The organism is Amycolatopsis mongoliensis, from assembly GCF_030285665.1.
In the GTDB taxonomy this organism is placed as follows: Bacteria; Actinomycetota; Actinomycetes; order Mycobacteriales; family Pseudonocardiaceae; genus Amycolatopsis; species Amycolatopsis mongoliensis.
This window is the reverse complement of record NZ_CP127295.1, coordinates 6538461-6549643: the sequence shown is the minus strand read 5'-3', so window position 1 is coordinate 6549643 and position 11183 is coordinate 6538461. Positions and strand designations below refer to the sequence as shown.

11 protein-coding genes are annotated in these 11183 nt (G+C 73.5%); 4 read left to right on the top strand and 7 right to left on the bottom strand.

Annotated elements, in window-relative coordinates; translation table 11 throughout:
• Positions 1–15 precede the first annotated feature (15 nt).
• Positions 16–888 carry a TauD/TfdA dioxygenase family protein gene (locus tag QRX60_RS31475; protein ID WP_285995057.1) on the top strand — a complete coding sequence of 291 codons (873 nt, stop codon included), beginning with the start codon at positions 16–18 and terminating at the stop codon, positions 886–888.
• A gap of 16 nt (positions 889–904) precedes the next feature.
• Positions 905–2122 (top strand): cytochrome P450 family protein, encoded by a 1218-nt coding sequence (locus QRX60_RS31470; protein ID WP_285995056.1) that lies wholly within the window; start codon positions 905–907, stop codon positions 2120–2122.
• 108 nt (positions 2123–2230) lie between these two features.
• On the opposite strand, the gene QRX60_RS31465 is transcribed toward QRX60_RS31470, so the two are convergent.
• Both QRX60_RS31465 and QRX60_RS31460 read right to left on the bottom strand, forming a co-directional pair.
• Positions 2231–3724 carry a serine hydrolase domain-containing protein gene (locus QRX60_RS31465; RefSeq protein WP_285995055.1) on the bottom strand — a complete coding sequence of 498 codons (1494 nt, stop codon included), beginning with the start codon at positions 3722–3724 and terminating at the stop codon, positions 2231–2233.
• 49 nt (positions 3725–3773) lie between these two features.
• A complete protein-coding gene (locus QRX60_RS31460) occupies positions 3774–4475 on the bottom strand; it encodes a glycosyltransferase family protein (protein ID WP_285995054.1) in 702 nt (233 codons plus the stop codon).
• A gap of 157 nt (positions 4476–4632) precedes the next feature.
• Between QRX60_RS31460 and QRX60_RS31455 the strand changes: the two genes are divergently transcribed.
• Positions 4633–5838, top strand: coding sequence for a glycosyltransferase (locus QRX60_RS31455; RefSeq protein ID WP_285995053.1), 1206 nt, complete (start codon positions 4633–4635; stop codon positions 5836–5838).
• A 24-nt stretch (positions 5839–5862) separates the two neighbouring features.
• On the opposite strand, the gene QRX60_RS31450 is transcribed toward QRX60_RS31455, so the two are convergent.
• Both QRX60_RS31450 and QRX60_RS31445 read right to left on the bottom strand, forming a co-directional pair.
• Entirely contained in the window at positions 5863–6990 is a 1128-nt protein-coding gene (locus tag QRX60_RS31450; protein ID WP_285995052.1) for a mandelate racemase/muconate lactonizing enzyme family protein, read from the bottom strand.
• Entirely contained in the window at positions 6987–7733 is a 747-nt protein-coding gene (locus QRX60_RS31445; RefSeq protein ID WP_285995051.1) for a creatininase family protein, read from the bottom strand. The genes QRX60_RS31450 and QRX60_RS31445 overlap by 4 nt, the downstream gene beginning before the upstream one ends.
• A gap of 41 nt (positions 7734–7774) precedes the next feature.
• On the opposite strand from QRX60_RS31445, the gene QRX60_RS31440 reads away from it, so the two are divergent.
• Complete coding sequence (locus QRX60_RS31440; RefSeq protein WP_285995050.1) at positions 7775–8707, top strand: ROK family protein; 933 nt, start codon at positions 7775–7777, stop codon at positions 8705–8707.
• A 5-nt stretch (positions 8708–8712) separates the two neighbouring features.
• On the opposite strand, the gene QRX60_RS31435 is transcribed toward QRX60_RS31440, so the two are convergent.
• Genes QRX60_RS31435 through QRX60_RS31425 form a run of 3 tightly spaced genes read right to left on the bottom strand, consistent with a single transcriptional unit; the run spans position 8713 to position 11179 of the window.
• Positions 8713–9513: an ATP-binding cassette domain-containing protein gene (locus tag QRX60_RS31435; protein WP_285995049.1), complete on the bottom strand. Its 801-nt coding sequence runs from the start codon at positions 9511–9513 to the stop codon at positions 8713–8715.
• Positions 9510–10304 carry an ATP-binding cassette domain-containing protein gene (locus QRX60_RS31430; protein WP_285995048.1) on the bottom strand — a complete coding sequence of 265 codons (795 nt, stop codon included), beginning with the start codon at positions 10302–10304 and terminating at the stop codon, positions 9510–9512. The genes QRX60_RS31435 and QRX60_RS31430 overlap by 4 nt, the downstream gene beginning before the upstream one ends.
• Positions 10301–11179, bottom strand: coding sequence for an ABC transporter permease (locus QRX60_RS31425; protein WP_286003736.1), 879 nt, complete (start codon positions 11177–11179; stop codon positions 10301–10303). The genes QRX60_RS31430 and QRX60_RS31425 overlap by 4 nt, the downstream gene beginning before the upstream one ends.
• Positions 11180–11183: the final 4 nt, after the last annotated feature.

The window sequence follows — 11183 nt, the reverse complement described above, 5'->3', positions numbered from 1 at the left end:
GGAGGAAAGGAAACCATGGAGCAGTACGAACTCGACGCCGTCAAGCGGATCACGACGCGGCCGGCGCGCGACTACCGGACGCTGGCGGTGCGGGGCCTGACCCCGATCATCGGCGCCGAGGTCACCGGTCTCGACCTGACCCGGGAGCTGACCGAGGAAGAGCTCACGGAGCTGAAGACCGCCTTCCTGGACCACCACGTGCTGGTGTTCCGCGACCAGGACATCACGGTGGAGGACCACAAGCGCCTCGCCGCGAGCTTCGGCGAGCTGCGCCCGGTGAACCCGCCGCCCGAGCACGGCGACCCGTACATCCTCGAGGTCGCGACCGCCCCGGAGTCGGCGAACGTGTTCGGCAATGGCTGGCACGCCGACGGCACCGCCGACGCCGAGCCGTCGCTGGGCTCGATGCTCCACATCACGCGGATGCCCGACCCCGGCAGCGGCGGCGACACGCTCTTCGCGAACATGCACCTCGCGTACGACATGCTGTCGCCGAAGCTGAAGGAGCTGCTGGCCGGGCTGACCGCGATCCACGACGGCGCGCACGCCTTCCGCGGCCACAAGATCCCGGAGGGCTACGAACCCCCGGCCAGCGAGCACCCGGTGGTGGTGCGGCACCCGGAAACCGACCGGCCGCTGCTGTACGTCAACCCCGCCTACACCTCGCGCATCCCGCAGCTGTCGGCCGACGAGAGCCAGGCGGTGCTCGACCTGCTGTTCTCGGTCGTGCCGAACCGGCCGATGCTGGCCTGCCGGGTGCGCTGGGAGCCGAACACGCTGGTGTTCTGGGACAACCGCTGCGTCCAGCACCACGCGACGTACGACTACTACCCGCACACCCGCTTCGGCCACCGCGTCGCGATCAACGGCGGCCCGCTCAAGGGCTGACGCCTTAAGGAGTTCCATGTCGTCCGAACCCGTGGTGGACGTCCGCGACCCGGCCGTCCTCGGCGACCCGATGTGCGGGTACGACCGCATCCTCGCCGCGTCCCCGATCTGCTGGGCCCGGCTCCCGGGCGGTGAGGAGGGGTGGCTGGTCACCGGGAGCGCCGCCGTCCGCGCGGTGCTCTCCGATCCGGCCGTGCGCAACGATCCCACCGGCCTGCCGGGACCGGGCGCGCAGACGCAGGAGGAGATGTTCCTCGCGCTGGGCACGCCCCCGGAGCACCTGCCCTACCTGCGGGCGAGCCTGCTCAGCCTGGACGGCGCCGAACACGCCCGGCTGCGCCGCGGCATCAGCCACGCCTTCGGCGCGTCCCGGGTCGCCACGCTGCGCCCGCGGGTGCAGCAGATCGTCGACGAGCTGCTCGACGACCTCGGCGCGGCGCCGGGGACCGTGGACCTCCTCGAGGAGTACGCCTACCCGCTGGCCATGGCCGTCGTCTGCGAACTGGTCGGCGTCCCCGAAGCGGACTGGGCGGACTGGTACCGCTGGGGCAAGGTGCTGGTCGACGGCGATCCGGCGCGGATCACGCCGACGCTGGGCGAGATGTTCGCCTACTGCCACGCCCTGGTCGACCGGCGCCGGGCCGAGCCGCGGGACGACCTGCTCAGCGAAGTCGTCGCCCAGGACGACCTGACCGACGTCGACGCCGTGGCCCTCGTGGTGTTCCTCGTGCTCGCCGGGCACGAAACCATGGCGCACATGCTGTCCAACGCGGCGCTGGCCCTCATGCGCGATCCCGCCCAGCGAGAGCTGCTGCGCACCGAGCCCGAGCTCTGGCCCGCGGCGGTGCGCGAGCTGGTGCGCACCGACGGCCCGGTCCAGCTCGCCCGGCTGCGCTACGCCGCGACCGACCTCGAAGTGGGCGGCGTGCGGATCAGCGCGGGGGACGCGGTGCAGGTGGTGCTCGGCGCCGCCAACCGCGACCCGGCGCAGTTCGCCCACCCGCACGAGGCCGACGTGCGCTGGCAGGCCGAGCACGGCGGCCGCGAAGGCAGCGTCGGATTCGGCTGGGGGCCGCACTTCTGCCTGGGGGTGGCCCTGGCGAAAGTGGAGGCCGAGGTCGCGCTGCGCAGCCTGTTCGACCGGTTCCCCGGGGTCCGGCCGGTGACCGAACCGGCGTGGGTGCCGCTGCCCCGCGGCCGCCACCGCGTCAACCTGGAAGTGCACCTGAGCTGAGCGCTGCGCCCCAATGTGGCGTTCGGTGCGTCTGACGCACCGAACGCCACATTGGGTGCGTCTGACGCAACCAACGCCACATTGGGGCGCTGGCGACCGGGCGCCGGCTCAGTGCCGAGACCGGGCGAAGGCGCCGACCGGCATCGTCACGTCGGCGCTCGACGCCCCGCACTCCAGCATCCACAACGCCGCCGCGGGACCCAGCTCCCGGCCCAGCGCTCCGAGTGCGTCCGGGTCCGGCGCCACCGCCCGCGCCTGCTCGACACCGCGCACGAACGCTTCCGGGTCCCAGCCTCCCGGGTCCGTGCCGCCGAGGGAGCGTGCGCCGCGGGCCAGCGTCGCGGCCGGCATCGGGTCGGTGACGCCCAGCAGGCCGTGGGTGCGTTCCCCGGCCAGCACTCCCATCCAGCGCGAGCTTTCCGGGGTGGGGCGGGGTCCGGTCCAGCGGGGCCGCTCGTCCATGTCCGTGAGCTTCCCCGGGGAGCCGGCCACGGCCCAGCGGCCGGCCCACTCGACGGCCAGGCCCGGCGCACTGCGGGTGGCGGGGTTGTGGAACCGCGCCATGTCCCACCGGTTGCCGACCGCGACGGCGGCGAGGTCGCGGTGCGGCCAGACCCGCGCCTCCCACCAGAACCCCCACGGGAACGCCGCGGTGTGCCCCCACCACCAGTCCTCACCCAGCTCCGGGTCGGCGAGCTCGAGCGTCAGGCCGGAAAACGACCGGACGCCGTGCGGGCTCGGGCGCGGCACGCGCGGGGTCACCATGGCCGCGAGCGACTCCGGGGTGACGAGACCGCGGTCGCCCGCGGCGGTGCGCAGCAAGGACTGCAGCAGCCGCGCAAAGTCCGCGGCGCTGGTGTACATCCCCACTCCCGGGTAGGCCGAGGTGCGCAGCGACGGGCTCGGCAGGCACCAGTCGCCGAAGGCCATGTAGCCGGTCGCGCCGGCGGTGGTCCGGTCCGGCGCACCGGTCGCCCACGGACTCCGCGTGCCGTCGTCGATGCTCGTGTCCGCCATCCCGGCCGCGGCGAACACGTCCCGGTGGACGCGGGCGCCGTACGGTTCGCCGGTCAGGTGCTCGACGGCGCCGCCCAGCACCCCGACTCCGAAGCTCGAGTACGAGTAGGGACCCGGCGTCGTCACCAGCGGGAGCGCCCCGCCGTACTCCACGGCGCGCCCGGTTTCGTGGCGGCGCCGGACGAAGTCGAGGACCGGCTCGGCCGGTGCCGCGTGCGCCGTGGCGGTGACGATGTCGCCGTAGTAGCCGCCCTGGTGGGCGGCCAGCATGGCCGTGGTGACCGGCGCCGGGTCACGGCCCCGCAGCCCGGCGGGCAGCACCTCGTCGACCGGCGTGTCCAGGCCGGCCATGCCCGCCTCCACCAGCTGCAGGAAAGCCAGCCCCGTGACGGGTTTGGTGAGCGAGCCCGCCGGAGCGACGGTCGCGGCGGTCATCGGCGTGCCCGCGGCCAGGTCCGCGAACCCGGTCGCGGCCGTCCGCAGCTCGGTGCTCGTCGCCACCGCGACGGCGACCCCGGGCGTGCCGGTGACCGCGGCCAGCCGGGGCAGCACGGTGTCCAGGGCCGCCATCACATCGTCGAGCATGCTTCTCCTCACCAGGCCGAGAGATACCGTCCACAGAGGACACTACTGGTCAGCCCTCGGCGGTGTTGTAGTTGACGATCCGCTCCACCATGAGGGCGACCGCGCCGGCCAACGGGCTGTCCGCCTCCCTCCGCACCACGTCCGGCAACCGGTGCGCCTCCCCCTCGGCGACCGCCACCATGCCCCAGAGCGCGTTGAACCCCGAGGGATCCGCCGGCTTTTCGGCGGCCGCCTCGACCGTCACGACGCCGCCGCCCTCGACCACGGTGAGCGCGCCCATCTGCCGCAGCGTGCCGGGATCGCGCTCCTCGGCGGCCACCACGCTCCAGCCCGCCACCTCCGTCTGCCGCAGGGCGGCGAGCAGCCCGCCGGCACTGCCCGCGCCGGTGACAACGATGTCAGGCAATACGAGGGCCACCGGTCCCCGCGTGATCGGCAGGGCGGACCGGATCGCCCCGTCGAGCCCCGGTTCCGCCGATTCGTCCTGGTAGACGAAGACCATTTGAAAGATCCCGGCATAGCGTGCGAGATAGCTCACAGTGTCGAGCTTGTGCGTCCCGAACACGACGACGACGCGCACGGTGAGCCCGCTCTTCGCCAGTTCGACGACGGCCTCCAGGCTGCGGTCCAGCACGGTGACCCCGGGAGCCAGGCAATGCAGCTCCTTCGCGTAGGGCGCGCCGAAGCGCGTCCCGAATCCCGCGCAGGGCAAGATGATCGAAACATCGGGGAGTACGGACGAACCAGGCATCGAATGGCCCTCAAGTTCTGTTGACGGTCAGGAGCCCTTACGCGCACGCTGGTCTCAGCGTAGTCACCGGGGACGACTCCGCGCGAGGGGAAGTCGATCGCCGGTTTTGCCTTGGCAGAACCGGAACGCCTGCGAAGAGAGAGCGAAGAGGACGCGAATGCGGGTGCTGCTGTCCACGTACGGGACACGAGGCGACATCGAACCGCTGGTGGCACTGGCGGAGCAGCTGCGCGCACTCGGCGCCGGGGTGCGGATGTGTGCCCCGCCGGACGACGAGTTCGGGCACCGGCTGGCCGGTGCCGGGATCGAGCTGGTGCCGGTCGGGCCACCGGTGCGGGCGCTGATGCGCGGGACGACCCCGCCGTCGGCGGCGGAGCTGTCCCGGTACCGGACCGAACTGGTCGACGCGCAGTTCGACGTTTTCCCCGCGGCGGCCGACGGATGCGACGCGCTGGTGGTGGCCGGCCTGGCGCAGATCGGCGCGCGATCCGTGGCCGAAGCCGCGGGCATCCGCTACGTGTACACGAGCTACGCGGCGGTCAACCTGCCGTCGCCGCACCACGCGCCGCCCCCGCGGCCGGGCTGGCCCGAGCCGGCCGCACACGACAACCGGACGCTGTGGGAGCTGGACGCGCGAAACGTGAACGCGCAGTTCGGCGAAATCCTCAACGCCCGCCGGGCGGCGATCGGGCTGTCCCCCGTGGACGACGTCCGCGACCACGTCCACACCGGCCGGCCGTGGCTGGCGGCGGACCCGGTCCTGGGGCCGTGGCGGGAGACCCCGGGCCTCGACGTGGTGCAGACGGGTGCGTGGACCCAGGTGGACGAGCGCCCGCTGCCGGCCGAGCTGGTGACGTTCCTGGACGCGGGCACGCCGCCGGTCTACGTGGGCTTCGGCAGCATCGGGACGTCACCGGACGTCGTCCGCGCGGCCGTCGAGGCGATCCGCGCCCAGGGTCACCGCGTGCTCGTCTCCCGCGGCTGGGCGGACCTGGCCCTCGTCGACGACCGGGACGACTGCTTCGCGCTCGGCGAAGTCAACCACCAGCGCCTGTTCCGCGAGGTGGCCGCGGTGGTGCACCACGGCGGCGCGGGCACGACCGTGACGGCCGCCGGGGCGGGCGTGCCGCAGGTGGTGGTGGCACTCCCGGTGTCGGACAACCCGTACTGGGGCAGCCGGGTGGCGGACCTGGAGGTCGGCGCGGCACTCGACGGCCCGGCGGCGACCTTCGAGTCGTTGAGCGCCGCGCTCGAGACGGCCCTGGCACCCGAGACCCGCGCGCGGGCCACGGCGTTGGGCGCCGAGATCCGCACCGACGGAGCCTCGGTGGCCGCCGGCCTGCTGCTCGACTCCCTGCGGTGAGCACCGCGAAGGGACACCGGGCTTTCACCCCGTGAGATCGCCCTCCTCTTCGTTGCGCTTCGCGTAGTACGCCACCTTTTCCTCGTCCACGTTGACGCCCAGCCCCGGTCCGGCCGGCACCCGCAGCCGGCCGCCGGTCAGCTGGAGCGGCTCCACGATGTCGTCCGCGTGCAGGTAGTACATGCTGTCGATCGCGCGCGAGAGCACCGGCGTGCTCGCCACCACCGCGAGGTGCGCGGCCGTCGCGATGCCCAGTTCCCCGCCGCTGTGGAGGTTCATCCCGAGGCCGAAGGTCTCGCAGTGCGCGGCCAGCGCCTTCGTCGCCGCGATCCCGCCCCACTTGTAGACGTCGCCGTGGATGACGTCCACCGCGCCGAGCCGCACCGCGGGGGCGAACTCCTCGAAGCGGACCACGCACATGTTGGTGCACAACGGGATCCGCACCTTCGCCCGCACCTGGGCCATGCCCTCGATGCCGACGCACGGGTCCTCCAGGTACTCCAGGTCGAGCTCCTCCAGGGCCAGCCCCGCGCGGATCGAGTCCGGCACCGACCACGCCGCGTTCGGGTCCACCCGCAGTTCGACGTCGGGCAGCGCGCGCCGCAGCTCGCGCATGATCGCGACGTCGCCGCGGACGTCCTTGGTGCCCTTGAGCTTCACCGCCGTGAAGCCGCCCTCGGCGACCACCTTCGCCGCGTGCTCCCCCAGCCCCTGGGCCAGTTCGCGGCCGGCCGCGCCGGGCGCGTCGGCGCGGGTGATCAGCGCGGTGATCGGGACCTCGTCGCGCACCGGGCCGCCGAGCAGGTCGGTCACCGACTGACCGGTGATCTTGCCCATCAGGTCCCAGCAGGCGACGTCGAGCGCGGCCAGCGCCGCGTAGCCGAGGTAGCCGTGGAAGAAGGGCACCATGTGGTGGCGGCGGTGGAACGCCTCCAGCGCGAACGGGCTCGTGCCCACCAGCTCCGCGCCGAGCTTGCGGGCCAGCTCGGCGACCGGGCGGCCCCACATGGTCTCGCCCCAGCCCTCGGCGCCGGTGTCGGTGCGCAGCCGGACGACGGTGCGGGTTTCACCCGTCTTCGTCTCGAACGAGCTGGTGAACGGGTTGGTCAACGGCAGGTTCACGACCCGCACGTCGACGTCGGTGATCTTCATGCCTCCCCTTCGGCGTGGGTTGCGCGGGTGGCCGCGTCGAACGCGCGGATCGCGTCCGCCAGCGCGGTCACCCGGTCTTCGAGCAGGTCCGCGCCGTCCTGGGCGGTCGCGGTGGTGGCGTCGTCGGTGCTGCCGCCGACGCGTGCCCACTCGCCGTGGCGTTCGACGGTCAGCCCCGGGTACGGCGGCTCGGCGAACAGCGGCGGTGGCGTGACCTCGGGCCGCGGCTCCCGCGGGCGGACCAGGCCGGCGTGGGCGGCGAGCATCAACGACGTCTCGTAGCGCCCGGCGTGGCCCGGCGTACCGCCGTCGCCGAGCGAGAAGTACGAGCACGCCGCGAGCGCGACGTCGGCCCGCAGCGCGTACTCCTTGACGGCGAGCCGCATGATCTCGTCGTTGCCGCCGTGACCGTTGACCACGAGGACGCGCCGGAACCCGCTGGTGGCGAGCGAGTCCAGGACGTCGGCGAGCACGGCCTGCAGCGTCGAGGCCCGCAGCGACACGGCGGCGGCGAACAGGTGGTGCGGGCTGTGGCCGAACGGCAGCGCGGGCAGCCGCACGACCACCGGTGCCCCGTCGAGCCGCCGCAACGCGCGGTCGGCGACGGCCTCGGCGAGCATCGTGTCGGTGCCCATCGGCAGGTGGGCGGCGTGCTGCTCCTGCGAACCGATCGGCAGCAGCGCGATCGCCGAGCGAGCGGCGTCGCGTACCTCCTGCCAGGTCATCCGCGTCAGTTCCGGCACGTGGTCTCCCCTCGGGACTCCGGTCGTGGCATCGTGACCGCATGAGCACCGGCGAACGCCCGGCCCTGCGGCTGGTCCCGGCGCCGGCCACGCCCCCGGCCGACGCCGGCCCGGTGCTGGGCGCCGTCGAGCTGCTGCCCGGCCGGGTCCGGGCCGCACTGCTCGACCTGTCCGGCACCGTGCTGTGGCGTGCCGAGGCTGCCTACCCGCGCGGCACCGCCGACCGGGCCGACGTCGACACCGCGCTGGCCGAGGTCGCGCGGTTCCCCACCCCGCCGGCGGGCGTCGGGGTGGCCGCCGCGGGCCTGGTGGACGCCGAGGCGGGCGTGATCATCGAGGTCAACGAGGTGCCCGCGCTGCACGGCTACCCCGTCGCCGAGGTGCTCGGCCGGCTGGTGCACGCCCCGGTCCACATCGAACACCGGGCCCGCCTGCAGGTGCTGGGCGACCGCTGGTTCGGGCCGGGCCGCGGCCGCACGACGTTCGCGTCGGTGTCGACGGGCGAAGTGCTCGGCGTCGGCCTGCTCTACGACGGCGAAGTGCTGGCCCCGCCGGGTGGCCGCAGCGGCGCGCACATGACGGTCGCCGCGAGCGGCCGCCGCTGCACCTGCGGGGCCCGCGGCTGCTGGAAGACCGTGGCGACGACGCCGTGGCTGCGCGCCGAAGCCGAGCGGCGTGGCCTCGGCGCGAGCACGGTGCGGGAGCTGGCGGGGCACCCGCTGCTGGACGAGTACGCGGGCAACATCGCGCTCGGCCTGGTGAACATCCAGCAGCTCTTCGCGCCCGGCCTGTTCGTCCTGCACGGCGAGGCCGCCGAGGGCGGGGAGCGCTTCCGGGCTCGGATCGAGCAGCGGCTGCGGGAGGACTCGTCGTGGGCGCGGACCGCGGAGCCGCCGCGGGTCGTGGTGAACGAGGGCCCGGCCGACGACGTCGCGCTGCTCGGCGGGGCGGGCCTGGTCCTGTCGCGCCGGTGACCGCGTCACGCCGTCACCCGGCGGCGGGCCAGCCGCGGGTCGGGGTTCGGCACCGCGTCGAGCAGGCTCCGCGTGTACTCGTGCGACGGTGCCGAGAACAACTGCTTCGCCCCGGCCAGCTCGACGATCTTCCCCGCGTGCATCACCGCGACCCGGTCCGCGATCCGCTGCACGACCGCGAGGTTGTGCGACACGAAGACGTAGGTCAGCTTCAGCCGGTCCTGCAGGTCGGCCAGCAGCTCGAGGACCTGGGCCTGCACCGAGACGTCGAGGGCGCTCGTCGGCTCGTCGAGCACCACCAGCCGCGGCTCCAGGGCCAGTGCCCGGGCGATCGAGATCCGCTGCCGCTGGCCGCCGGAGAACTCGTGCGGGTACCGGTCCTGCACCTGCGGCGGCAGCCCGACCGCCGTCAGCAGGCCCGCCACCCGCTCGCGGATCTCCGCCCGGCCGCGCCGGCCGCGCAGCGCGGGGTCGTGCGTCACCAGCGGCTCAGCGACGATCTCCGTCACGCGCAGGCGCGGGTTCATGCTGGAGTACGGGTCCTGCAGCACCACCTGCATCTCGCGCCGCACCTTGCGCAGGCTCGCCGCGCCCAGCGCGTGCAGGTCCGCGCCGTCGAAGCGCACGGTTCCCGCCGTCGGCTCGATCAACCGCAGCAGCAGCCGGGTCAGCGTCGTCTTGCCGCTGCCCGATTCGCCGACCACGGCCAGGGTTTCCCCCGAGACGACGTCGAGGTCGACTCCGTCCACAGCGGACAGTGCGCCGTAGTCCTTGCGCAGCCCGCGGATCTCGACCAGGTTCGTCATACCCGCTCCAGCTTCGGTGTCGCACGCAGCAGCTCACGCGTGTAGTCCTCGCGGGGTGCCTCGAACAGCGGCACCACTTCCCCGGTTTCGACGACCCGGCCCGACTTCAGCACCACGACCCGGTCGGCGACCTCCGCGACCACGCCGAGGTCGTGGGTGATGAGCAGGATCGCCATGCCGTGCCGCCGCTGCAGGTCCACCAGCAGCTCGAGGATCTGGGCCTGCACGGTGACGTCCAGTGCCGTGGTCGGCTCGTCGGCGATGAGCACCCGCGGCCGCCCGACCAGCGCCATCGCGATCATGACGCGTTGCCGGAGCCCGCCGGAAAGCTGGTGCGGGTACTGCGCCGCCCGCCGCTCGGGGTCGGGAATCCCCGCCTCCCGCAACGCTTCCACGGCGGCTGCCCGCGCGGCCGCCCGGGAGGCACCTTGGTGCTTCCGGACCACCTCGGCGACTTGCGCACCGACGCGTTTGACCGGGTTGAGGCTGGTCATCGGGTCCTGGAAGACCATGGCGACGTCGTTGCCCCGAATCCCCCGCAGGTCCTTTTCGGACAGTTTCAGCACGTCCCGGCCGTCCAGGAGGATCTCGCCGCCCGCGTAGACGCACGGCGGCTCGGGGTTGAGCCGCAGCACGGACAACGCCGTCGCGGTCTTGCCGCTGCCCGACTCCCCCACCAGGGCGACGGTCTCGCCTTCGGCCACGGACAGGCTGACGCCGTCGGCCGCGGTCACGGTGCCGGTGTCCACCCGGAATTCGATGCTCAGGTCGGTGATCTCCAGCAGGCTCATGAGCGGTACGCCTTCGGGTCCGCGACGTCGCGCAGGACGTCGCCGGTGATGTTGACGGCCAGTGCGGTGAGCATCAGCGCGACGCCGGGGAACACGGCCACCCACCACGACGTGCCGAGGTAGAGCTGGCCGTCGGCGAGCATGCCGCCCCAGGTCACCGTCCGCTTGGGCACGCCGAGGCCGAGGTAGCTCAGCGACGCCTCGGCCACGATCGCCGCGGCGACGTGGAGCGTACCGATGGTCGCCAGCGGCGCCAGCACGTTGCGCAGCAGGTGCCGGCGCATGATCGTGAAGTCCGTGACGCCGATCGCGCGTGCTTCCGTCACGAACTCCCTGGTACGCAGGGAAAGCACTTCGGACCGGATCACGCGGGCGTAGGAGACCCAGCCGGTGAAACCGAGCACGAGCACGACGTACCAGAGGCCGGAACCGAGGAACCCGACGATGGCGAGCGCGAGCAGGATCGACGGGAACGCGAGCTGGATGTCGGCGATCCGCATCAGGATCCGGTCGAACCAGCCGCCGAGGAACCCGGCGACCAGGCCGATCACGGCGCCGACCACGCCGGCCAGCAGGGCCGCGCACGCGCCGACGAGCAGCGAGACGCGGGCGCCGTAGCAGAGCCGGGACAGGATGTCGCGGCCCAGCTGGTCGGTGCCGAGCAGGTGCGCGGAGTCGCCGCCGGCGGCCCACGCGGGCGGGTGCAGCCGCACCAGCAGGTCCTGCGCGCCCGGGTCGTACGGCGCGATCAGCGGCGCGAGCAGGGCGACGAGGATCATCAGCGCCAGCACGGTCACGGCGACCAGGCCGAGCTTGTTGCGCAGCACGGCGCGCACCACGCTCGGGCGTGCCTGGCGGGCGGTGGGGACAGCCATCGTG

Coding starts and splice junctions, on each gene's coding strand:
- QRX60_RS31475 (WP_285995057.1), top strand. CDS start 16: ATGGAGCAGTACGAACTCGACGCCGTCAAGCGGATCACGACGCGGCCG.
- QRX60_RS31470 (WP_285995056.1), top strand. CDS start 905: ATGTCGTCCGAACCCGTGGTGGACGTCCGCGACCCGGCCGTCCTCGGC.
- QRX60_RS31465 (WP_285995055.1), bottom strand. CDS start 3,724: ATGCTCGACGATGTGATGGCGGCCCTGGACACCGTGCTGCCCCGGCTG.
- QRX60_RS31460 (WP_285995054.1), bottom strand. CDS start 4,475: ATGCCTGGTTCGTCCGTACTCCCCGATGTTTCGATCATCTTGCCCTGC.
- QRX60_RS31455 (WP_285995053.1), top strand. CDS start 4,633: ATGCGGGTGCTGCTGTCCACGTACGGGACACGAGGCGACATCGAACCG.
- QRX60_RS31450 (WP_285995052.1), bottom strand. CDS start 6,990: ATGAAGATCACCGACGTCGACGTGCGGGTCGTGAACCTGCCGTTGACC.
- QRX60_RS31440 (WP_285995050.1), top strand. CDS start 7,775: ATGAGCACCGGCGAACGCCCGGCCCTGCGGCTGGTCCCGGCGCCGGCC.
- QRX60_RS31435 (WP_285995049.1), bottom strand. CDS start 9,513: ATGACGAACCTGGTCGAGATCCGCGGGCTGCGCAAGGACTACGGCGCA.
- QRX60_RS31430 (WP_285995048.1), bottom strand. CDS start 10,304: ATGAGCCTGCTGGAGATCACCGACCTGAGCATCGAATTCCGGGTGGAC.
- QRX60_RS31425 (WP_286003736.1), bottom strand. CDS start 11,179: ATGGCTGTCCCCACCGCCCGCCAGGCACGCCCGAGCGTGGTGCGCGCC.